General features: G+C 66.4%; 25 protein-coding genes. 21 read left to right on the forward strand and 4 right to left on the reverse strand.

Translation table 11 applies throughout. The annotated features are described in order from the left end of the window. Window positions 1-9 precede the first annotated feature (9 nt). The 14 genes from ssuC (at window position 10) to EJP67_RS03265 (ending at window position 12,229) form a co-directional block, all read left to right on the forward strand. Complete coding sequence (gene ssuC, locus EJP67_RS03200; RefSeq protein WP_126019346.1) at window positions 10-858, forward strand: aliphatic sulfonate ABC transporter permease SsuC; 849 nt, start codon at window positions 10-12, stop codon at window positions 856-858. A gap of 127 nt (window positions 859-985) precedes the next feature. Continuing rightward, a complete protein-coding gene (locus EJP67_RS03205) occupies window positions 986-1,831 on the forward strand; it encodes an ATP-binding cassette domain-containing protein (RefSeq protein ID WP_126019348.1) in 846 nt (281 codons plus the stop codon). Window positions 1,832-1,976: 145 nt separating this feature from the next. Then, window positions 1,977-3,266 (forward strand): O-acetylhomoserine aminocarboxypropyltransferase/cysteine synthase family protein, encoded by a 1,290-nt coding sequence (locus EJP67_RS03210; protein ID WP_126019350.1) that lies wholly within the window; start codon window positions 1,977-1,979, stop codon window positions 3,264-3,266. A 20-nt stretch (window positions 3,267-3,286) separates the two neighbouring features. Continuing rightward, window positions 3,287-3,883, forward strand: coding sequence for a malonic semialdehyde reductase (locus EJP67_RS03215; protein WP_126019351.1), 597 nt, complete (start codon window positions 3,287-3,289; stop codon window positions 3,881-3,883). A gap of 64 nt (window positions 3,884-3,947) precedes the next feature. Further along, window positions 3,948-4,163, forward strand: coding sequence for a TOBE domain-containing protein (locus EJP67_RS03220; RefSeq protein ID WP_007829250.1), 216 nt, complete (start codon window positions 3,948-3,950; stop codon window positions 4,161-4,163). A 268-nt stretch (window positions 4,164-4,431) separates the two neighbouring features. Next, entirely contained in the window at window positions 4,432-5,097 is a 666-nt protein-coding gene (locus EJP67_RS03225) for a peptidoglycan recognition protein family protein (RefSeq protein WP_126019354.1), read from the forward strand. A gap of 2 nt (window positions 5,098-5,099) precedes the next feature. Beyond that, on the forward strand, window positions 5,100-5,663 hold the full coding sequence (locus tag EJP67_RS03230; protein WP_126019356.1) for a hypothetical protein: 564 nt from the start codon (window positions 5,100-5,102) through the stop codon (window positions 5,661-5,663). Between the two features lie 61 nt (window positions 5,664-5,724). Then, window positions 5,725-6,291, forward strand: coding sequence for a hypothetical protein (locus tag EJP67_RS03235; protein WP_126019358.1), 567 nt, complete (start codon window positions 5,725-5,727; stop codon window positions 6,289-6,291). A gap of 176 nt (window positions 6,292-6,467) precedes the next feature. After that, a complete protein-coding gene (locus EJP67_RS03240) occupies window positions 6,468-7,424 on the forward strand; it encodes a TauD/TfdA dioxygenase family protein (RefSeq protein ID WP_126019360.1) in 957 nt (318 codons plus the stop codon). Window positions 7,425-7,561: 137 nt separating this feature from the next. Beyond that, complete coding sequence (locus tag EJP67_RS03245) at window positions 7,562-8,047, forward strand: rhodanese-like domain-containing protein (RefSeq protein ID WP_126019363.1); 486 nt, start codon at window positions 7,562-7,564, stop codon at window positions 8,045-8,047. A gap of 40 nt (window positions 8,048-8,087) precedes the next feature. Beyond that, window positions 8,088-9,002, forward strand: coding sequence for a serine O-acetyltransferase EpsC (epsC, locus tag EJP67_RS03250; protein WP_126019365.1), 915 nt, complete (start codon window positions 8,088-8,090; stop codon window positions 9,000-9,002). After that, window positions 8,999-9,268: a helix-turn-helix domain-containing protein gene (locus tag EJP67_RS03255; protein WP_125950756.1), complete on the forward strand. Its 270-nt coding sequence runs from the start codon at window positions 8,999-9,001 to the stop codon at window positions 9,266-9,268. The genes epsC and EJP67_RS03255 overlap by 4 nt, the downstream gene beginning before the upstream one ends. A 63-nt stretch (window positions 9,269-9,331) precedes the next feature. Then, window positions 9,332-10,264: a family 2A encapsulin nanocompartment shell protein gene (locus EJP67_RS03260; RefSeq protein ID WP_126019367.1), complete on the forward strand. Its 933-nt coding sequence runs from the start codon at window positions 9,332-9,334 to the stop codon at window positions 10,262-10,264. Window positions 10,265-10,330: 66 nt separating this feature from the next. After that, entirely contained in the window at window positions 10,331-12,229 is a 1,899-nt protein-coding gene (locus EJP67_RS03265; protein ID WP_240650525.1) for a family 2A encapsulin nanocompartment cargo protein cysteine desulfurase, read from the forward strand. Window positions 12,230-12,246: 17 nt separating this feature from the next. On the opposite strand, the gene EJP67_RS03270 is transcribed toward EJP67_RS03265, so the two are convergent. Continuing rightward, window positions 12,247-13,257, reverse strand: coding sequence for an alpha/beta hydrolase family protein (locus EJP67_RS03270; RefSeq protein ID WP_126019369.1), 1,011 nt, complete (start codon window positions 13,255-13,257; stop codon window positions 12,247-12,249). Between the two features lie 105 nt (window positions 13,258-13,362). Between EJP67_RS03270 and EJP67_RS03275 the strand changes: the two genes are divergently transcribed. Continuing rightward, window positions 13,363-14,721 (forward strand): NAD(P)/FAD-dependent oxidoreductase, encoded by a 1,359-nt coding sequence (locus EJP67_RS03275; protein WP_126019371.1) that lies wholly within the window; start codon window positions 13,363-13,365, stop codon window positions 14,719-14,721. Here EJP67_RS03275 and EJP67_RS03280 read toward each other — a convergent pair. After that, window positions 14,708-15,376, reverse strand: coding sequence for an Asp/Glu/hydantoin racemase (locus EJP67_RS03280; RefSeq protein WP_126019373.1), 669 nt, complete (start codon window positions 15,374-15,376; stop codon window positions 14,708-14,710). The genes EJP67_RS03275 and EJP67_RS03280 overlap by 14 nt on opposite strands. A 7-nt stretch (window positions 15,377-15,383) precedes the next feature. Then, on the reverse strand, window positions 15,384-16,325 hold the full coding sequence (gene panE / locus EJP67_RS03285) for a 2-dehydropantoate 2-reductase (protein WP_126019375.1): 942 nt from the start codon (window positions 16,323-16,325) through the stop codon (window positions 15,384-15,386). A gap of 336 nt (window positions 16,326-16,661) precedes the next feature. On the opposite strand from panE, the gene EJP67_RS03290 reads away from it, so the two are divergent. After that, on the forward strand, window positions 16,662-17,216 hold the full coding sequence (locus EJP67_RS03290; protein WP_126019377.1) for an NADPH-dependent FMN reductase: 555 nt from the start codon (window positions 16,662-16,664) through the stop codon (window positions 17,214-17,216). 70 nt (window positions 17,217-17,286) lie between these two features. Here EJP67_RS03290 and EJP67_RS03295 read toward each other — a convergent pair whose 3' ends face one another. Beyond that, window positions 17,287-17,934, reverse strand: a complete 648-nt coding sequence (locus tag EJP67_RS03295) for an FMN-dependent NADH-azoreductase (RefSeq protein WP_126019379.1) — start codon at window positions 17,932-17,934, stop codon at window positions 17,287-17,289. A gap of 136 nt (window positions 17,935-18,070) precedes the next feature. On the opposite strand from EJP67_RS03295, the gene EJP67_RS03300 reads away from it, so the two are divergent. From EJP67_RS03300 to cysT, 5 genes are all read left to right on the forward strand, one after another. After that, window positions 18,071-18,985, forward strand: a complete 915-nt coding sequence (locus tag EJP67_RS03300; RefSeq protein WP_126019381.1) for a LysR family transcriptional regulator — start codon at window positions 18,071-18,073, stop codon at window positions 18,983-18,985. A 131-nt stretch (window positions 18,986-19,116) separates the two neighbouring features. Continuing rightward, window positions 19,117-19,758, forward strand: coding sequence for a peroxiredoxin (locus EJP67_RS03305; RefSeq protein WP_126019383.1), 642 nt, complete (start codon window positions 19,117-19,119; stop codon window positions 19,756-19,758). Window positions 19,759-19,782: 24 nt separating this feature from the next. After that, on the forward strand, window positions 19,783-20,358 hold the full coding sequence (locus EJP67_RS03310; protein ID WP_126019385.1) for an RBBP9/YdeN family alpha/beta hydrolase: 576 nt from the start codon (window positions 19,783-19,785) through the stop codon (window positions 20,356-20,358). Further along, window positions 20,355-21,371 carry a sulfate ABC transporter substrate-binding protein gene (locus tag EJP67_RS03315; RefSeq protein ID WP_126019387.1) on the forward strand — a complete coding sequence of 339 codons (1,017 nt, stop codon included), beginning with the start codon at window positions 20,355-20,357 and terminating at the stop codon, window positions 21,369-21,371. The genes EJP67_RS03310 and EJP67_RS03315 overlap by 4 nt, the downstream gene beginning before the upstream one ends. Then, window positions 21,372-22,259: a sulfate ABC transporter permease subunit CysT gene (cysT, locus tag EJP67_RS03320; protein WP_126019390.1), complete on the forward strand. Its 888-nt coding sequence runs from the start codon at window positions 21,372-21,374 to the stop codon at window positions 22,257-22,259. It begins immediately after the preceding gene. The last annotated feature ends 1 nt before the right edge of the window (window position 22,260 follow it).

A 22,260-nucleotide genomic window follows, 5' to 3' on the forward strand; every position in this document is an offset into this window, starting at 1 on the left:
AGGACTGCCATGACCGAACAGGTTCAGGAACTGCCGGCGGTGGTGCCGGCGGAGAACGCTGGCAACAACGCATTCAAGGCCTTCGCCGCCAGCGTCGCGAAGCGGCTGGTGCCGTGGCTGGTGCCGGTGGGGCTCATCGTCTTCTGGCAGATCGCCTCGTCGCTGGGCTGGCTCAGCACGCGGGTGCTGCCGGCGCCGGTCGACGTGGTGAAGGCAGCGTGGAACCTCACGGTCTCCGGCGAGCTGTGGACGCACGTGAAGGTCAGCGCGGGCCGGGCGCTCGCGGGACTGGCCATCGGCGGCGGCGCGGGGCTGGTGCTGGGGCTGCTCACGGGTTCGGTGAAGTTCTTCGAGACGCTGCTCGACTCCACCATCCAGATGGTGCGCAACATCCCGGCGCTGGCGCTGATTCCGCTGGTGATCCTGTGGTTCGGGATCGACGAGTCGGCCAAGCTCTTTCTCATCTCGGTGTCGGTGTTCTTCCCGATCTACCTGAACACCTTCCACGGCATCCGCAACGTCGATCCGCAACTCATCGAGATGGGGCGCACCTACGGCCTGTCGCGCTGGCAGCTGTACCGCGAGGTGATCCTGCCGGGCGCGCTTTCGTCGATCCTCGTGGGGCTGCGCTTCTCGCTGGGCCTGATGTGGGTGATTTTGATCGTGGCCGAGACGATCTCGGCGCAGGCCGGCATCGGCTACCTCACGATGAACGCCCGCGAGTTCCTGCAGACCGACATCGTGCTGGTGGGCATCCTGCTGTACGCGCTGCTCGGCAAGCTGGCCGACCTGTTCGCGCGCGGTCTGGAGCAATGGTGGCTGCGCTGGCACCCCGGCTACCAGAAGAAGGCGAAGTGAGGGCAGGGAATGACGCAGTCGTCAGCCCCCATCACTCCTCGTGCCGCCGTCCTCGCCGAAAGACTGCTTCACCGAACGATCGACGCGCCGAACGTGGCGCTATTCAAGCCCGGAGCCTGAACAAACCATGAGTGCCGTACTGAAAGACATCCAACCCCTGGCTCGTTCGCACGAAGGCGTTGCGGGCGGCGTGCGCCTCGAGGCGCGCAACCTGCACAAGCGATATGGCGCGCGCGAGGTGCTGCGCAACACGCGCCTCGCCATCGAGCCGGGCCAGTTCATCGCCATCGTCGGGCGCAGCGGCTGCGGAAAGAGCACGCTGCTGCGGCTCGTCGCGGGCCTGGAGGAGCCGAGCTCCGGCAGCCTCTACACCGACGGCAAGGCCGTGAACGGCCTGCACGACGACACGCGCATCATGTTCCAGGAGGCGCGCCTCCTGCCGTGGCGCCGCGTGCTCGACAACGTGACGCTGGGGCTGCCGAACGACGCCAAGGCGCGCGGCAAGGAAGTGCTGGCGCAGGTCGGCCTGGCCGATCGCGAGAACGAATGGCCGGCGCGCCTGTCGGGCGGCCAGCGCCAGCGCGTGGCCTTGGCGCGCGCGCTGGTGCACCACCCGCGGCTGCTGCTGCTCGACGAGCCGCTGGGCGCGCTCGACGCGTTGACGCGCATCGAGATGCACCGCCTCATCGAGAACCTGTGGCAGCGCCACCGCTTCACCGCGCTGCTGGTGACGCACGACGTGCAGGAAGCCGTTGCGCTGGCCGACCGCGTGATCCTGATCGAGGACGGGCGCATCGCGCTCGACGAGAACATCGCGCTGGCCCGTCCGCGCTCGCAGGGCGACCCGGCCTTCGCCGCGATCGAAAAACGAATCCTCGACAGGGTGCTGCAGAAGTCCGGAGAGACCGAAGCCGAGAGCACCGACGCCAGCTGGCTCGCCACGCCCGCGCACGCATTGCGCTGGGCGATTTGATGTCCACCCCCAGGCTTGCCCACTTCGTGTGGCCGCCAACCCCCTCGCCGGGGGCAATACCAGCGGCCCGGCAGAGCCGGTTCCGCGGTATTCCTGGATGAACCCGTCAGCCCGTTCTTTCCTTCAACCCCGAAAGGTATTCCGCATGTCGCAGAACTGGAAATTCGAAACCCTGTCGGTCCACGCCGGCTACTCGCCCGATCCGACCACCCGCGCCGTGGCGCCGCCCATCTACCAGACGGTGGCCTACGCCTTCGACAGCGCCCAGCACGGCGCCGACCTGTTCGACCTGAAGGTGCCGGGCAACATCTACACCCGCATCAACAACCCGACGCAGGACGTGCTGGAGCAGCGCGTGGCGGCGCTCGAAGGCGGCATTGCCGCGCTCGCGCTGGCCTCGGGGCAGGCGGCTGTGACCTACGCGATCCAGACCATCGCCGAGGCCGGCGACAACATCGTCAGCAGCACCGCGCTGTATGGCGGCACCTACAACCTGTTCGCCCACACGCTGCCGCAGTTCGGCATCACCACGCGCTTCGCGGACCACCGCGATCCGTCGAGCTTCGAGAAACTGTTCGACGAGCGGACCAAGGCAGTGTTCGTCGAATCGCTGGGCAACCCGGCGGGCAACGTGACGGACATCGCGGCCATCGCCGAGATCGCGCACCGCAACGGCGTGCCGCTGATCGTCGACAACACGGTGCCCTCGCCGTACCTGAGCCGGCCCATCGAGCACGGCGCCGACATCGTGGTGCACTCGCTCACCAAGTACCTGGGCGGCCACGGCACCAGCATCGGCGGTGCCATCGTCGACTCGGGCAAGTTCCCGTGGGCGGAGCACAAGCAGCGCTTCAAGCGCCTGAACGAGCCCGACGTGAGCTACCACGGCGTGGTCTACACCGACGCGCTGGGCCCGGCCGCCTATATCGGCCGCGCGCGCGTGGTGCCGCTGCGCAACACGGGCGCGGCCATCTCGCCGTTCAACGCCTTCCTGATCCTGCAGGGCATCGAGACGCTGGCGCTGCGCGTGGACCGCATCAGCGACAACGCGCTGCGCGTGGCGCAGCACCTGAAGACGCACAAGGCGGTGAAGTGGGTCAACTACGCGGCGCTCGAAGACCACCCCGACCATGCGCTGGCGAAGAAGTACCTCGGCGGCAAGGCGAGCGGCGTGCTGACCTTCGGCATCGGCTCGGGGCGCGAGGGCGGCGCGAAGTTCCTCGACGCGCTGAAGCTCTTCACGCGCCTGGTCAACATCGGCGACGTGCGCTCGCTGGCCACGCACCCCGCATCGACCACGCACCGGCAGCTCTCGCCCGAGGAGCTGGCCAGGGCCGGCGTGACCGAGGACACGGTGCGCCTGTCGGTGGGCATCGAGCACATCGACGACCTGATCGCCGACCTCGACCAGGCACTCGCCGCGGCGTCGAACTGAAGAACATTTCATTTGAAGCAATGACCACTCTGCAAGCCATCCCCGAAGCCGCGCTGGACCAGCTGTTCCGCAAGGCCCGCACTGTGCACGCGTTCAAGCCCGTGGCCGTGACCGACGAGCTCATCCACAAGCTGTACGACCTCCTCAAGTGGGGCCCGACCGCCTTCAACGCCCAACCGGCACGCTACGTGTTCGTGCGAAGCGAGGAGGCCAAGGCGAAGCTGAAGCCGGCCGTGTCGGCGGGCAATACCGCCCAGACGCTGGCCGCCGGCGTGACGGTGATCGTGGCGCAGGACACGCGCTTCTACGAGCACCTGCCCAGCCAGTTCCCGGCCTACGACGCCAAGCCGCTCTTCGAGAAGAGCGCCGAGGCCGCGCAGGCCACGGCCTTCCGCAACAGCAGCCTGCAGGGCGCCTACCTGATCCTGGCCGCGCGAGCGCTCGGGCTCGATGCGGGGCCCCAGTCGGGCTTCAACGCCGACCTGGTCGACAAGGCCTTCTTCCCCGATGGCCGCTATCGCGCGAACTTCCTCGTCAACCTCGGCGTGGCCGACCACGCGGGCACCTTCGAGCGCGGGCCGAGGCTGGCGTTCGACGACGTGGCCGAGATCGTCTGAGCGCCGCCAGTCCGCCGTGCTTTTCCTCAACGAATTCCCTCATCAACCTGAAAGAGAACCCATCATGTCCATCCAAGCCATCAACGTCCGCAACCAGTTCAAGGGCAAGGTCCGCGAAATCATCCGCGGCGACGTCGTCTCCGAAGTCGACGTCGAAACCGCCTGGGGCATCGTCACCTCGGTCATCACCACGCGCTCGGTCGACGAGCTGCAGCTGAAGGTGGGCTCTGACGTGGTTGCCCTCGTGAAGTCCACCGAGGTTTCGATCGCGAAGCTCTGACGGACCCTCGGGCATCTGCGACGACCCGGCGCCGATTGGCGCCGGTTTTTTCGTTTGTGGGGTTTGTGTTTTCAGCGGTTTACCGAGCGTGGATTGATCGATCGTGCTGAATTTCTGAATTCATCATGATCTTTCAGTGACCTGAATTTTCTTTGAAGGCATCGCCATAGCATGCGCGCCGCGAGGTGCGGTCGGTGTCGTTTTTCGATGCATGGAAACGCCTCGTGAAGAGTCGTTAACCAATCAAAGATATTCAGGGAGGAACCGCATGCTCGTTGAGCTTGACGAACATGGAATGATCAGCCACGCGCGGGTGAGGCATGCCCGAAGTCCGCAGATCGAGAGAGGGAAGAGGGCAGGGGCGACTACGGGGATTGTTGTGCATCAGACGGATGCCGATACTTCGGCGTCTTCGTTGAACAGCTACAAGCGGCCGAAGGCGAACGGGGCGCACTTTCTCATCGACAAGGATGGGACGATCTATCAGACGGCTGCCATTTATCAGCGGACGAATCATGTGGGGCCGTTGCAGGCGAGGTGCCTGGCTATCCAAAAGTGCAAGCCGCGAGATTTCCCTGCGAAGGTGAGCGCAGCCGAGATGCATCGCATTGAGATGCTCAAGGCGCCTGCCGATCGATATCCGAGCAATATGGAGGCTATAGGGATCGAACTGGTCGGAAGAGCCAAATTGCCCCCGGGGTTCAAAGCGCTCGGTGAAGAAGCAACATGGTCACTCGACAAGATACGAGGCAAGTACGGCATATTTGAAACGCCGACCGCGGCTCAGAATCAATCCCTCTCGTGGCTTGTCAACGCACTCCAGGGGTCGATGCAGATCGCTGCGGATGAGGTATTTCGCCATCCCGTTGTCAGCAGGAAGAATCTGACGGAGGCGCAAGGCGCGAACTGGACTCTGTCCACCCCCAAACCATGACCATGACCAGGACCAAGAACTCAATAACCGTCGCTGCGCTAGCCGTGGCGGCAACCGCATTCTCGGTACACGCTGCCGACGGGCGCTATCCGGTCACTTATGTGCAGAAGGTGGAAATCACGCACCCTTCGCATCGAAGCGCGTGGGAGAACAAAGACTTTCTGGACTGCAACGACGTTGTTCTGACAGAAGAGGATGTTTTCTACGCCTTGCGGCACATGCGCAGAATTTCGTGGAAATCCTACGACCCGGAAAATACGGATACCACAGGGTGTGAAGGAAAAACGCTCGTCACGTTCAAGAACGGAAAGATCCTTGCGATGGGCATCGAGCCGACAGGCCGAATCAGTACCGGGGAATTCGACGCAAAGATGAAGCCCACAGCGAGTCCACCGAGCTTCTACGAATGCGACCCGTGCAGGCAACGCAAGATGGCGCTTCTAAAAGATGCTCTGCATCGCGCGGACGAGCGACGGCTCAAGCGACTTGAGGCGGAAGGCAGGATTCCTCCCGGTGAGGCGGAAGTCCGGCTGAAGAGGAGCAAGGCTGAGCGAGACAAGCCCTGAGGGCCTGTCAACTCGGTTTTTCTGACGGCCCACTGCAGTGGGCTGATCGCACCAACACACTATGAAAAAGACCATCAACTTGATGACCGCAGCGGCGCTGCTCCTCGCCGCGGGAGTTTCAGCGGATGCCGCCGACAAGCGATACCCGATTGCTTATGTGCAGAAAGTGGAGATTACGGATCCTTCGCACCGGAACATCGCCTGGGAGAACAAGGACTTCCTGAACTGCGACGACGTCGTATTGACGGAGGAGGATGTTCGCTATGCCTTGCGGCACATGCGTAGAGTTTCGTGGAAAGGCTACGACCCTGAACAAGTGGTGGACGCCACGGGATGCGAGGGCGAGGCACTCGTTACGTTCAAGAATGGACGGGTGCTCGCCATGGGCATCGAGCCTACTGGGCGAATCGGCACGGCGGAGTACGACCGAAAGGCGGATATTGTCACGGGGTCCACGAGCTTCTACGAATGCAGCTCTTGCCGGACACGCAAGATGGCCCTCCTGAAAGACGCACTGAACCGCGCAGACGAGCGAAGGCTCAAGAGGCTGGTGGCGGAGGGACAGCTCTCCGCCAGCGAAGCAGAGCGTCGCTTGAATTGGGCGCGAGTTCAGCGCGACAAGCCCTGACGCATCGACTGAAGCATGGCTTCCCCCGAAAACCCGCCACGGCGGGTTTTCTTTTGCCAGTCCTCCATCGGCGGCCCTCTTAGTCGCACAGCGCATTAGAAACTGCAAACAGCTTCCTTCCACCCCCACCAGGCGCCTCGCAGAATCTTCCGGATCCCCCGAAAAAAGGACCTCCGATGAGCGCCATTCTTTCTTCCACGATTCCCGCGCAAGCCGCGCACCACCACGAACTCGACATCGTCCGCCAGGCTGGGCACATCGGCGCCGAGGTGCGCGGAGTGCGTCTGTCGGGCTTGCTCCAGCCCGAGGTGTTCGGCGCCATCAAGGCCGCACTTCTGAAGCACAAGGTGCTCTTCTTCCGTGGCCAGCAGCACCTCGACGACGCCCAGCAGGAGGCCTTCGGCCGCCTGTGGGGCGAACTGGTGCCGCATCCCACCGTGCCTTCCCGGGACGGCACGCGGCTGCTCGAGCTCGACTCGCGCCACGGCGGCCGCGCCAATTCGTGGCACACCGACGTGACCTTCGAGGTCGCCTATCCGCAGGTGTCGATCCTGCGAGCGGTGGTGATCCCGGCCTATGGCGGCGACACGGTCTGGGCCAACACGGTGGCGGCCTACGAGAGCCTGCCCGACGATCTGAAGGCGCTGGCCGACCGGCTGCGCGCCATCCACGGCAACGACTACGACTACGCCGCCACGCGCTCACCGGCTGATCTGGACGAGGAGGGCACGAAGCGCTACCGCGATGTCTTCACTCGCCGCCTGCTCGAGGCCGAGCATCCGGTTGTGCGCGTTCACCCCGAGACCGGCGAACGCAGCCTCGTGCTCGGCCACTTCGTGAAGCGGCTGGCCGGACATTCCACGCACGATTCCGGCCATCTGCTGAACGTGCTCCAGAGCCATGTGCACCGGCTGGAGAACACGGTGCGCTGGCGCTGGACCCAGGGCGACGTCGCCATCTGGGACAACCGTGCCACGCAGCACTACGCGATCAACGACTACGGCGACCAGCACCGCGTGGTGCGCCGCGTGACCATCGCGGGCGACGTGCCGTATGGCGTGGACGGTGCAAAGAGCGTGGACCTGACGGCCCCGGCCGTGCGTGCGGCCGAAGCTGCACGAGCCGTCGCCTGATCGCGCCTGAATCGATCCTTTACAACGGCTGGTTGTTAGAAATCGACTTTTCAGTTGTTTGAGCTTCGGCGCCCGGCTCCTAAAGTGGTGGTTATCGCCACCAAGGCGTATCCAACGCACAACAGGAGCCTCACAGCATGTCAGTGGAAGTTGAAGAAGAAGTCATCGCCTTGCCCGAAGCACTCGAACAGGCGCGCGCCTCGGCCGCCGAGAGCAATCTGCCCTATGCCGGAGGCGTCAGGCCGCCGGTGGCCTGGGACCTGGTGCAGAAGGGCCAGGCCGTGCTGGTCGACGTGCGTTCCGGCGAAGAGCGCAAGTTCGTCGGCCACGTGCCCGGCAGCCAGCACGTGGCCTGGGCCACCGGCACGGCGCTCACGCGCAATCCGCGCTTCGTGCGCGAGCTCGAAGCCAGGCTCGCGAAGGACGGCGGCAAGGAAGCCGTCGTGCTGCTGCTGTGCCGCAGCGGAAAGCGTTCCGCGTTGGCGGCCGAGGCTGCGGCAAGGGCCGGCTTCACGAACGTCTTCAACGTGCTCGAAGGCTTCGAGGGCGAGATCGATGCGCAGCAGCATCGCGGCGGCTCCGACGGCTGGCGCTTCCACAAGCTGCCGTGGGTGCAGGACTGAGACCGCACCCCACACGACATTTCTCCGGGAGGAACTACAGATGGCCCATTTCGAGGTGAGCGACATCGTGCGCGCACTGCATGGCGTGCGCGACGAGTGGCGCGATTCGCAGCGGCGCTCGCGCGAGCCCGGCGCGCGCGAGTTTCCGTCGCGCGATGCGCTCGCGCAGATCGTCGAGTCGCTCAAGGGCGCGCTCTTTCCGATGCGGCTCGGCCCGCCGGACCTGCGCCACGAGAGCGAGGACTTCTACGTCGGCCACACACTCGACTCGGCCCTGCAGGCGCTGCTGGTTCAGGCGCGGCTGGAGCTGAACTTCAATGCGCGCCACGAGCCGCGCCCTGCCAGCGAAATCGACGATATCGCCACCGAGGCCGTGCGCCGCTTCGCGAATGCACTGCCGGGCCTGCGCAGCCTGCTCGACAGCGACGTGCTCGCCGCCTACCAGGGCGATCCGGCCGCGCGCAGCGTCGACGAGGTGCTTCTGTGCTATCCCGGCGTGCTCGCGATGATCCACCACCGCCTCGCGCACGAGCTCTACAAGCTCGGGCTGCCGCTGCTGGCGCGCATCGTGGCCGAGCTGGCGCATGCGCAGACGGGCATCGACATCCATCCGGGCGCGAAGATCGACGCGGGCTTCTTCATCGACCACGGCACGGGTGTCGTGATCGGCGAGACGGCCGTCATCGGCAAGCGCGTGCGGCTCTACCAGGCGGTCACGCTCGGCGCCAAGCGCTTCCCGACAGATACCGAGGGCAACCTGCAGAAGGGCCTGCCGCGCCATCCGGTGGTGGAGGACGACGTGGTCATCTACGCCGGCGCGACCATCCTCGGGCGCGTGACGCTCGGCAAGGGCGCCGTCATCGGCGGCAACGTGTGGATCACCGACGACGTGCCGCCGGGCGCGAGCGTCACGCAGGCCAGCCTGCAGAACGCACCGAAGGCAGGTGGCGTATGAAGGCGTTCGTCGAAGACTTCGGCGTGACCATCCGTCAGCTGCGCGAGGACAGGGGCTGGTCGCAGGAGGAACTGGCTGAGCGTTCCGATCTGAACCGCTCCTACGTTGGGGAAATCGAGCGCGGCCGTGTCATTCCATCGATCGTCACCGCGCAGAAGCTGGCTACCGCGCTGGGCATCAACATGGTCGGCCTGCTCATGCGCTGCGAGCAGCTCGAACAATCTCGCCTCGCGCGAAGGATCAACTTGGCGGCTATAGCCTGTTGAGGGAAAACCCGTGGCCGCCGGACACTGGTGGCCACTTTTTTCTCAACCACGAAAGCCTGATCCATGAGCGCAACAGTTGGTGGTACCACCGCCCTTGGCGACAACGCCGCAAGACAGCTGGCCAATGCCACCAAGACAGTCCCCCAACTCGAGACCATCAGCCCGCGCTGGCTGACGCACCTGCTGCAGTGGGTTCCGGTGGAGGCGGGCATCTACCGCGTCAACAAGGTCAAGAACCCGGAGGCGATCAAGGTCACCTGCACGTCGCGCGAGGAAGAAAACCAGCTGCCGCGCACCTTCGTCGACTACGAAGAGAGCCCGCGCGAGCACTACCTGAACGCCGTGAGCACCGTGCTCGACGTGCACACCCGCATCTCCGACCTCTACAGCAGCCCGCACGACCAGATCAAGGAACAGCTGCGCCTGACGATCGAGACGATCAAGGAGAACCAGGAGAGCGAGCTCATCAACAACCCCGACTACGGCCTGCTGGCGCAGGTGAGCGAAGAGCAGCGCATCTTCCCGCTGACCGGCGCGCCCACGCCCGACGATCTCGACGAGCTGCTGGCCAAGGTGTGGAAGGAGCCGGCCTTCTTCCTCACGCACCCGCTGGCCATTGCCGCCTTCGGCCGCGAGGCCACGCGCCGCGGAACGCCGCCGCCCACGGTGAGCCTCTTCGGCTCGCAGTTCATCACCTGGCGCGGCATTCCGCTGATTCCGTCGAACAAGGTGCCAGTGGCCGATGGCAAGAGCAAGATCCTGCTGCTGCGCGTGGGTGACAAGCGCCAGGGCGTGGTGGGCCTCTTCCAGCCGGGGCTGTCGGGCGAGCAGGGGCCGGGCCTGTCGGTGCGCTTCATGGGCATCAACAACCACGCGATCGCGTCGTACCTGATCTCGCTGTACTGCTCGCTTGCGGTGCTGACGACCGACGCACTGGCGGTGCTCGACGATGTCGAGATCGGCAAGTACCACGACTACGCCGACACCTACAAGTAAGCCGCTGTGAGCAGCATTCCATCGATCCCGGGCGAGGCGCCGTTCGACCCGGCGGTTCTCGCGCGCATGGCCAGCGCCATGTTCTCCGCACTGCCGGGCACGCCGCCCGACTCGGTGCCCGGCGTGGCGAACGGGCTGGTGCCGGGAGCGCAGTTTCCGGCCAACGTCGCGCCCGCGGGTTCACCGCTGGCGAGCCCTGCCGGCTTCGGGCCCAGCGTGCCGGGCACGCCGATTCCGCAGGGGCAGATCCCGGGCGCCAACCTGGTGCCGGCATCGCCGACGCAGGTGCCTTCGCTCGCGAACCGCGCACCGGCGCTGGTGCCGCACGCGGTGGCGGGCAATGGCGTGCCGGACAGCGTGCTCTCGGTGGCGCCGGCGTTCGAGCCGCGCTCGGGTGGCATGGTGCAGGGCGTGCCACAGCTGAATGGGGCAGTGGCACAGCAAGCCGCGGCTTCGTCGTTCTACTTTCTGGACAACGGCTACGGGCATCCCCCGGCCGGCGCGACCCCCGTGGTCTCGCCCCCTCTCCCGCTTGCGGGAGAGGGCTGGAGTGAGGGCCAGCGGACGACGCAAGGTGCGGGGCTGCCCCTCACCCCAACCCTCTCCCCAGAGGGGAGAGGGAGTGAACCCCAGTTCTACTTCGTCGACGCGGTGCGCCTGCCCAGCGGCTTCGTCACGCCCGCCAAGCCCGATCCGCGTGGCCCCGCCGCCGTGCCTCTGGCCGGCAGCGGGCGGCATCCGCTCTTCGACATCCACGCCGTGCGGCGCGACTTCCCGATCCTGCAGGAGCGGGTGAACGGCAAGCAGCTGGTGTGGTTCGACAACGCGGCCACCACGCACAAGCCTCAGTCGGTCATCGACCGCATCTCGTACTTCTACGAGCACGAGAACTCGAACATCCACCGCGCGGCGCACGAGCTGGCCGCGCGCGCGACCGACGCCTACGAAGGCGCCCGCGAGCGCGTGCGCAGGTTCATCAATGCGCCCGAGGTCGAAGAGGTGATCTTCGTGCGCGGCACCACCGAGGCCATCAACCTCGTGGCAAAGAGCTGGGGCGGCCAGCACGTGGGCGAGGGCGACGAGATCGTCGTGTCGAACCTGGAGCACCACGCCAACATCGTGCCGTGGCAGCAGCTTGCCACCGCCAAGGGCGCGAAGCTGCGCGTGATTCCGGTGGACGACTCGGGGCAGGTGCTGCTCGACGAATACCGCAAGCTGCTGAACGACCGCACGAAGATCGTCGCCGTCACGCAGGTCTCGAACGCGCTGGGCACGGTGGTGCCGGTGAAGGAGATCGTCGAGCTGGCGCACCGCGCTGGCGCGAAGGCGCTGTTGGACGGCGCGCAGTCGGTCTCGCACATGCGCGTGGACGTGCAGGACATCGGCGCCGACTTCTTCGTCTTCTCCGGCCACAAGGTGTTCGGCCCGACGGGCATCGGCGTGGTGTGGGGCAGGCGCGAGGTGCTCGAAGACATGCCCCCGTGGCAGGGCGGCGGCAACATGATTGCCGACGTGACCTTCGAGAAGACGGTGTTCCAGCCGATCCCGAACAAGTTCGAGGCCGGCACCGGCAACATCGCCGACGCCGTGGGACTGGGCGCCGCCATCGACTACGTCAACAAGATCGGCATCGAGAACATCGCGCGCTACGAGCATGACCTGCTGGTGTACGGTATGGCGCAGCTCGGCGCGATTCCGGGCGTGCGGCTGATCGGCACGGCTGCCGACAAGGCCAGCGTGATGTCCTTCGTGCTCGTCGGCTACACCACCGAGGAGGTGGGGCAGGCGCTGAACGAGGAGGGCATCGCGGTGCGCACCGGCCACCATTGCGCGCAGCCCATCCTGCGCCGCTTCGGCGTGGAAACCACGGTGCGGCCCTCGCTGGCCTTCTACAACACCTTCGACGAGATCGACCGGCTGGTGGCGGTGGTGCGGCGGCTCGCGTCGCAGCGGCGCGCGGGCTGAAGCCTGGTCAGTGAAGGTCAGTGCGTTGGCCCGAGGTGGCGGCTGAAGAAGGCCGCTACCTCGGCGTTGAATGCCTTGTGGAAGGCGATTCGGTCGAAGCCGGGCGCGTCGCGGCAGATCTCGATCCTGGCGTCGAGCTGTGCTTGCGAGCACGGTGCGAGAAAACCGAAGTGTTCGGCCTTGTCGGCCACATGCCATTCGGGCGCCACAGGCAGGTTGCCGCGAACGGCTGCCACGCTCTCGGGCGTGACGCCGTCGCCGCCGTAGGTCGACGCCCAGAGCTCGATCGGGATCTTCACGTTCTTCAGGCCCCGGGCGTCGAAGAGCATGCCGAGCGGGTCGGCGATCACGGCCGCCTTGATGCGGGTGTCGTGCGTCAGCGGCGTGGCCAGCAGTTCCTGGAAGCCCTGTTTCACCCATTCGCACGCCTTGCCGTCGGGCTGCGTTGCGCACGGTGATGAGGGCAGCGGCGGCAGCCGTTCGAAGTCCGGCCGCGCTCCCGCGAGCACGAGGCCCGTGTAGCCGCCCCTCGAAAATCCGTAGAAGCCGATCCGGTCGGCCGCGATCCTGCCGTGCGCGGGCCACTTCTGGAGCATGTGGTCGATCAGCCGCTTGATGTCGGTGGTTCGCGTCGCCAGCGCGACGATCCTGTCGTCCGGGCCGCCACGGAGCTGGAAGTTGTCTTGCGAATGGCTGATGGCCGCGACGATGAAGCCCGCGTCGGCGAGCGCCTGCGCCGTGTCGTGATGGCCGAGGAAGGAGCCGCCGTAGCCGTGCGAGATCACGATGAACGGCAGCCGGGCGTTGCCCGGCGGGAGCGGACAGTCCCGCACGCCCTGGATCGTGTTGCGGCCCAGCTTGATCTCGCCCGCGGGTGCGGCGCACGGTGTCCATACGGCGCCCTGCATGGCCGGGCCTTCGCGGTCGGCAGGTATATCGATGGTGCTGAAGCCGGCGGCATGGGCGAACACCGCCGACAGGCATGCGGCGGCGAGGCAGAAGGGGCGCAGAAGATGGAGGAGGCGCATTGCCCCAGTGTGCGGCGCCAGCCGGCGAGCCGCTTAGCAGGCTTTGCGGTCTTCGCAGGCCGCCGCGCTATGCTTGCGATTGTTAACAACGTTGCCTGCCTTCGCATGTCCCTGTCCCAAGCTTCTTCTCCCGCGCCCCGGGCCGCCGACGAATCCTGCGACGTGCTGGTCGTCGGCGGCGGTCCCGCCGGATCGACCATCGCCACGCTGCTGGCACGGCAGGGCCGCAAGGTGGTGCTGCTTGAGAAGGCGCACCACCCGCGCTTTCACATCGGCGAATCGCTGCTGCCCGCGAACGTGGAGCTGTTCGACAAGCTCGGCGTGCGCGACCAGGTCGAGAAGATCGGCATGCCGAAGTTCGGCATCGAGTTCGTCTCGCCCGAGCACGAGCACCGCAGCTATGTGGAATTCGGCGAGGGCCTGGACAAGTCGCTCGACTCGGCCTGGCAGGTCCGCCGCTCGGAGCTGGACGAGCTTCTGTTCCGCAACGCCGCCACCTGCGGCGCGCAGGCCATCGAAGGCTGCAAGGTGCGCGACGTGGCCTTCGACGCCGAGGGCGCGACGGTCCAGGCCGAGATGGACGACGGCGCGCGCCGCAGCTGGCGCGCCCGCTTCGTGGTCGATGCCACCGGCCGCGACACGCTGCTGGCCAACAAATTCCGCTGCAAGCAGAAGAACCCCGACCACAACAGCACCGCGCTCTTCGGCCACTTCACCAACGCCGAGCGGCTGGAGGGCAAGAAGGAAGGCAACATCAGCATCTGCTGGTTTCCGCACGGCTGGTTCTGGTTCATTCCGCTGGCCGACGGCACCACCAGCGTGGGCGCGGTCTGCTGGCCGTACTACCTGAAGACGCGCGACAAGCCGCTCAAGGAGTTCTTCTACGACACCATCGCCACCTGCCCGGTGCTGGTGGACCGCCTGAAGAACGCCACGCTGGTCGACGACGCGGTGCATGCCACCGGCAACTTCTCGTACTCCAGCACGCACGCCACGGGCGAGCGCTACCTGATGCTGGGCGATGCCTTCACGTTCATCGACCCGATGTTCTCCTCGGGCGTGTACCTCGCGATGCACAGCGCCTTCGACGGCGCCGAACTGGTGGCGACAGCGCTCGACAAGCCGGCCCAGCTGGCCGCTGTACGCAAGGGCTTCGAAGCCATGATGCGCAAGGGCCCGCGCGAGTACTCGTGGTTCATCTACCGCGTGACCAACCCGACCATCCGCGACATGTTCATGCATCCGGGCAACCCGTTCCGCGTGAAGGAAGGGCTGATGACGCTGCTGGCCGGCGACATCTACCGCGGCACGCCGATGCGCGGCCCGGTCGGCATGTTCAAGGTGCTGTACTACCTGATCTCCATCGGCAACATGCGCCGCACCTGGGAAGGCTGGAAGCGCCACCGCTTCAACATCCGCGACATGGGGATGCTGAAGGGCGAGACGATCCTCAAGTCGGACTGAGCGACAGGGCCAGTGTCACCGCGTGGGCGGTGCCGGGCACGGGACTGCTGAGCACGTCGATGCCCAGGTCGGCGAGCGTATCGGCCACGGGGGCCATCGAGGCCTGGGCCAGCACGACGACGTCGGCCTCGATTGCCGCCGCACGGATCGCGCCAGCCAGTGTCTCGATGTAGCGCGCGTGGGCTCCGGCTTCGAAATGCGGCCATGCGTCCTCGACGAACAGCAGGGCCGGCTGGACGGCGATTCCAGCGTTCTGTGCGGCGGAAAGAATCAGGGCCTTCGTAGGCGCCAGCGTGCTTTCGAGCGCTGCGGCGATCAGCACGCGAGGCCCGGTGCGAACGGCCTTGTCGGCCATGGCCCGGTCGATGCGCAGGGCTCTGAATGCATCGCCGGAGGGCGTGCGTTCCGCGATGGCGCCGATGGTCGAGCAGGTGCACACCACGACCTTTGCGCCGCCCGCGGCGGCTTCGCGCATCGCCTCGTTGACGCGGGCGATGAGGTCGGCGTCGTCGACGCCGGTGACGCGCGCGTCAGCCAGCAGCTCTTCGCGCACCACGTGCCGCACACGCAGCGCGGGAGCGTTCTCGCGCGCCAGCCGCTCGAATGTCGGCACGTGGACCTGTGCCGTGTGCAGGAAGGCGAGCGCGTCTTTCATCGGATCCTCAGACAGCCGCGGCAGCCTCGCGTGCGCGTCGCGCCTCGTAGGCCTTGAGGTGCACGTAGGCGGTGCGCAGCACGGTGGGCACCGTGGCGTTGCCGGGCGCTGCGCGGCTCAGCAGGTCGCCGACGATGTGATCGGCTTCCACGGCCGCGCCGCGCGCCATGTCCTTGTACATCGAGGCCGTCATCGGCGAGCCGGCGGCCGTGATGATGGTTCGGCCGCGCTGCGCGGCGGCGGGACGCGGCGCGAAACCATTGTGGGCGGCGATGGCGCAGCACTCGTCGAAGATCGACAACGCCACGTCCTGCCCGCCGGCGGCCACGATGTCGCCGATGGAGGCGTGCATCAGGCTGGTGAGGCCGGCGGCCGAGGCGATGAAGACCCACTTCTCCCACATGTCCTGCGAGATGTTCTCGCTGGCGGTGGCATCGAACTTCGCGCCGGCGAACTGCGCCGCGATGGCGTCGACCCGCGCCGAGCGGCCGCCCGCGCGTTCGCCGAAGCTCAGGCCGTGCATGTCGTTGAGATGCAGCACGCGGCCTTCGTCGTCGAGGGTGGCGGAGATCATGCACAGTCCGCCCAGCACGCGCTCGCTGCCGAATCGCTCGGCAAGCCTGTCGATGTGGCTCATGCCGTTGAGCAGCGGGAGGATCACGGTGTTCGGGCCCACGGCTGGCGCGAAGGAGTCCATGGTCGAGCCGAGGTCGTAGGCCTTGCTGCCGACCACGATCACGTCGTAGGGGCCGTCGATGCCGTCGGCCAGCACATGCTTCGGAGATGGCAACTGCAGGTTGCCGAAGGGGCTCTGCACCACCAGCCCGGTCTTGGCGAGCTGGGCCGCGCGGCGCGGGCGCAGCAGGAAGGTGACGTCGCGTCCCGCCTCCAGCAGACGGCCGCCGAAATAACCACCGAGTGCGCCGGCACCCACCACCAGAAATCTCATCGCGTTTCGCTCCTGTATTCGACAGAGGAAAAAAGACCGGCCGCGATGATGCCCGGGATCGCCGCAGCCTGCTTCGAGCGGGCGCCTTCCCTGGCTGTCGGCGGCGGGCAAATGGCAAGAGGTGGAACACGCGCGGGCGGTCCGGCACATGATGCGCGATGGCATCGTCCGGCAGGCCTGGGCGCAGGGCAGGTTCGACATGCCCCGAGCGCATCGATCGCGAGGCAGCGATCGGGTGCCACGGTGTAAATGCATGAACTTTTCCGGATAAGGTCTTGGGCGCTTCGCATAATCGCGTTCGTCATTTCCGACCCCCTCATCAAAGGAGCTTCACCCATGGCACAGACCCGCATCGCCGTCATCGTCGGCAGCCTGCGCAAGGATTCGTTCAACCACAAGCTGGCCCTCGCGCTGGCGCAGCTCGCGCCCTCGGACTTCACTTTCGAAAGCCTGCGCATCGACGACCTGCCGCTGTACAACCAGGACGACGACGCCAACCAAGCCGCTTCGGTGAAGCGCCTGAAGACCGAGATCGCGGCGGCCGACGGCCTGCTGTTCGTCACGCCCGAGTACAACCGCTCCATTCCCGGCGTGCTGAAGAACGCCATCGACCACGCCTCGCGCCCCTACGGCCAGAGCGCCTGGGCAGGCAAGCCGGCCGGCGTGGTCGGCATCTCGGTCGGCGCCATCGGCACCGCGCTGGCGCAGCAGCATCTGCGCAACATCCTGGCCTACCTCGACGTGCCCACGCTTGGCGCCCCCGAAGTGTTCCTGCAGGCCAAGGACGACCTGTTCGACGACAAGGGCCACATCGGCAACGAGGGCTCGAAGAAGTTCCTGCAGGGCTGGATGGACAAGTACGTGGCCTGGGTGAAGAGCCACTCGGCCTGAGATTCCGCGCAGGCCGGAACGAAAAAACCGCCCATCGGGCGGTTTTTTCATGGTGCGAGGCTGAACGTGCTCAGGCAGCCTGCGCGACGCTCTTCTGGTTCGCGGCTTCTGCCGTCGCCACCAGGATGTCGGCGCGGGCAGCCGCCAGGGCGCTGTTGCGGGCTTCGTCGCCCATCGCCACGCCCTCGGCGCGCACGATGCGCACGTCGGTGATGCCGAAGAACCCGAAGACTGCCTTGAGGTAGCTCTCCTGGTGTTCCATGGCCTGGCCGCCTTCGCTGGTCGAGTAGACGCCGCCGCGGCTGGAGGCCACGATGATGGTCTTGCCGCCGGCCAGGCCCACGGGGCCCTTGTCGGTGTACTTGAAGGTGCGGCCGACCTGACCGAGGCGGTCGATCCACGCCTTGAGCTGCGTCGGGATCGAGAAGTTGTAGAACGGCGTGCCGATGACGACCACGTCCGAAGCCAGGAACTGGCTCACGAGCTTTTCGGACAGGGCGTTTTCACGCGCCTGGGCTTCGGTGGGCTGGGCCTGCACGCCGACCTTGATGCCCAGCGCGTCGGCGCTGAAGTGCGGGGGGGCGTCGACGGACAGGTCGAGGTACTCCACGGTGGTGTCGGGGTGGGCGGCGCGCCATGCGGTCACGATCTCGGCCGAGAGCAGGCGCGAGGTCGAGTTGGTGCCGAGGATGCTGGAGTCGATGTGGAGCAGCTTCATTTCAATCAATCACTTTCTGTGTTGGCTGTCGGCACTCAAAATCGGCCGGCGATGGCGTAATTCTATTTTTGGGTCGAGTTGCCGATAAGTAGCCAAAAATTGCATAGATCGTTCTGATTGCAGGACAATGGCCGCCATGCAGGACCTCAACGACATGGTTTTCTTTGCCGAAGTGGCCGAACGCGGCGGCTTCGCGGCCGCCAGCCGGGCCTTGGGCATTCCCAAGTCGCGGCTCTCGCGGCGGGTGGCGGAGCTGGAAGAGCGCCTCGGCGTGCAGCTGATGCAGCGCAGCACCCGGCGGCTGTCGCTCACGCCGGCCGGCGAGATCTACCTGCGGCACGCTTCCGCGATGCGCGACGCGGCGCAGGCGGCGGCCGAGGCGGTGGCGCAGGTGCAGACCGAGCCCAGCGGGCTGGTGCGGCTGAGCTGCCCGGTCACTATCGCGCACAGCGGCCTGGCGCAGCTGATGCCGGTGTTCATGGAGCGCTACCCTGCGGTGCGCATCGACATGAAGGTGATCAACCGGCCGGTGGACCTGATCGAGGAGGGCATCGACATCGCGCTGCGCGTGCGGCCGGCCATCGAGGACAGCACGGTGCTGGTGGCCAAGACCTTCGGCTACAGCCGGGGCGTGCTGGTGGCGAGCCCGGGGCTGCTGGCGCGACACGGGCCGGTGCAGACGGTGGCCGACCTGGGGAAGCTGCCCACGGCGGCCATGTCGGTCAACGGGGAAGGGCGCAGCGACTGGCGGCTGGAAGGCCCGAACGGCGAGAGCCTCGTCCATTCGCATACGCCCCTCTATGTGGCCGACGACCTCGCCACGCTGCAGTTCGGCGCGCTGGGCGGCATCGGCGCGACCATGCTGCCCGACTACATGTGCCGTGCCGACGTGGAAGCCGGCCGTCTGGTACGGCTGCTGCCGGGCTGGGGGCCGCCGCCGGTGGTGGCGCACATGGTGTTTCCGGCGCGGCGGGCGCTGGTGCCGGCGGTGCGCAAGCTGATCGATTTCCTGATGGAACACCTGCAGAGCGCAGACATGCGGATGTTCTAGCGCCCGGCCGATCTGGGGCCGGGTTGCCCTCGTTATGCGGAAAACGTCATATCCAAACAAGCAGATATTCGTTTGGCATTGAAGCAAGGGTTCGCACAATCCGGGACTCCCATCCCCATCCAGGAGCGATCATGGCTACTCTGCGTCTAGGCGACACCGCCCCCAATTTCACCCAGGATTCCAGCGAAGGCCCCATCGACTTCTACCAGTGGGCCGGCGATTCGTGGGTCGTGTTCTTCTCGCACCCCGCCGACTTCACGCCCGTGTGCACCACCGAACTCGGCAAGACCGCGGCGCTGTCGGGCGAATTCGCCAAGCGCGGCGTGAAGCCCATCGCGCTGAGCGTGGACCCGGCCACCAGGCACAAGGAGTGGATCGGGGACATCAACGACACGCAGAACACCACGGTCAACTTCCCCATCATCGCGGACGCAGACCGCAAGGTGGCCGACCTGTACGACCTGATCCACCCGAACGCCTCGGCCACGGCCACCGTGCGCAGCGTGTTCATCATCGACCCGAAGAAGATCGTCCGCACGACCATCACCTACCCGGCGTCCACCGGCCGCAACTTCGACGAGATCCTGCGCGTGATCGACTCGCTGCAGCTCACCGACAGCCACAAGGTCGCCACGCCGGTGAACTGGAAGGACGGCGACGACGTGGTCATCATCCCGGCCATTCAAGACCCGGCCGAGCTCGCCGAGCGCTTCCCCAAGGGCTTCAAGGCCGTGCGCCCGTACCTGCGCATCACGCCGCAGCCGAACAAGTAAGCAAGCGGGCAGGGCAGCTCGGTCATGCAAACTCGTGTCGTCATCGTGCCCGGTTGGCGCGACTCCGGGCCCGGCCATTGGCAGAGCCTGTGGGAAGAGCGCATTCCGGGCGCAGCGCGCGTGGTGCAGGACGACTGGGCCTCGCCCAAGCGCGAAGCCTGGGTGAGCACGCTGGCCAGGCTGGTGCTCGACAGCCCCGGCCCGGTGGTGATCGCCGCGCACAGCCTGGGCTGCATCGCCACGGCGCACCTGCCGCCCGAGGCGGCTGCCCGCATCCGCGGCGCGCTGATGGTGGCGCCGGCCGACCCCGAACGCCGCGCCGTGCTCTCCGATTTCGCGCCCGTGCCTTATGCCGCGCTGCCGTACCGCAGCATCGTGGTGGCCAGCAGCAACGATCCGTACTGTCCGATCCGCTTGGCGGGCGCATATTCGCGCGCCTGGGGCAGCGAGTTCGTCCGGATGCAGAATGCGGGCCACATCAACATCGATTCGGGGCACGGGGACTGGCCGCTGGGCCTTGCCTTGCTCCAGTCGCTGACCGACGAGCCCGCCGCATGGTCGGCGGGCCGTGAATTTTCAGAGAACCTCGCAACTACATGACTTCCAGAATCAAGACCTTCGTCGCCGTGCTCGCGCTGGCGTCCTCCGCACTCGCCGGCAGCACCGCCTTCGCACAGGGCACCTCGCTGCTGAACGCCTCCTACGACGTGGCGCGCGAGTTCTACAAGGACTACAACGCGGCCTTCGTGGCGCACTACAAGAAGGCCACCGGCAAGGACGTGAAGATCGACCAGTCGCACGGCGGCTCCAGCGCGCAGGCCCGCGCGGTGGCCGACGGCCTCGACGCCGACGTGGTGACGATGAACACCTCCACCGACATCGATTTCCTCGCCAACGCCGGCGTGGTCGCGAAGGACTGGAACAAGAAGTTCCCCGAGAACGCATCGCCGACCACGTCGACCATGCTGTTCCTGGTGCGCAACGGCAACCCCAAGGGCATCAAGGACTGGGACGACCTGGTCAAGCCCGGCGTGCAGGTCGTGATCGTCAACCCCAAGACCGGCGGCAACGGCCGCTACGCCTACCTGGCCGCCTGGGGCTACATCAAGAAGAAGGGCGGCACCGACGCCCAGGCCGCCGAGTTCGTGGGCAAGCTCTTCAAGAACGTGCCGGTGCTGGCACGCGGCGGGCGCGACGCGACCACCGCCTTCCTGCAGCGCAACATCGGCGACGCACTGATCACCTTCGAATCGGAAGTGGTCTCCATCGACCGCGAATTCGGCACCGGTAAGGTCGACTCGGTCTATCCGTCGATCAGCATCGTGGCCGAGAACCCGGTGGCCGTGGTCGAGCGCACCGTCAAGAAGAAGGGCACGGGCGAGCTCGCCAAGGCCTACCTCGACTGGCTGTATTCCGAAGAAGCGCAGGAAATCGCCGCCAAGCACGCGCTGCGCCCGCGTTCGCAGACGGTGCTCAAGAAATACGCCGCGACCTTCAAGCCGCTGCAGCTCTTCACGGTGCAGGAACTCTTCGGCAGCCTCGGTGAAGCGCAGAAGGTGCACTTCAACGACGGCGGCCAGTTCGACAAGCTGTACACCCCTGGCGGCAGGTAAATGAGCGGCGCTGTTACTTCGGCGCTCCCGTCGGCGGGAGCGCCTTTTTCTCGTGCCAACCGGGCAGGCGGCGCCAAGCGCGTGCTGCCCGGTTTCCACATCACGCTGGGCTTTTCGATTCTCTATCTGAGCCTGATCGTGCTGATCCCGCTGTCGGCGCTGGTCTTCAAGACCTTCACGCTGAGCTGGGAGCAGTTCTGGGTGGCTGTGACCGCGCCGCGCGTGATGGCTTCCTACCGGCTGACCTTCGGCGCATCGCTGCTGGCCGCCATCGTGAACGCTGTGTTCGGCCTGCTGGTGGCCTGGGTGCTGGTGCGCTACAAGTTTCCGGGCAAGCGCATCGTCGACGCGCTGGTCGATCTGCCTTTCGCGCTGCCCACGGCCGTGGCCGGCATTTCGCTGACCGCGCTGCTCGCGGGCAACGGCTGGATCGGCCAGCTGCTGGAGCCGCACGGCATCAAGCTGGCTTTCACGCCGGCGGGCGTGGTGATCGCGCTGATCTTCATCGGGCTGCCCTTCGTGGTGCGCACGGTGCAGCCGGTGCTGGAAGACGCCGAGAAGGAACTGGAAGAAGCCGCCACCTCGCTGGGCGCGACGCGTCTGCAGACCTTCACCAAGGTGATCTTCCCGTCGATCGCGCCTGCGCTGCTGACGGGCTTTGCCATGGCCTTCGCCCGCGCCATCGGCGAGTACGGCTCGGTGATCTTCATCGCCGGCAACATGCCGATGATCTCGGAGATCACGCCGCTCATCATCATCGGCAAGCTGGAGCAGTACGACTACGCGGGCGCCACCGCGGTCGCGCTGGTGATGCTCGTCATTTCCTTCGTGCTGCTGCTGGTCATCAACGGCCTGCAGGCATGGCAGCGCCGTCGCGGAGGGGCCTGAC

Origin of the sequence: Variovorax guangxiensis (assembly GCF_003952165.1) — a bacterium.
GTDB lineage: Bacteria > Pseudomonadota > Gammaproteobacteria > Burkholderiales > Burkholderiaceae_C > Variovorax > Variovorax guangxiensis.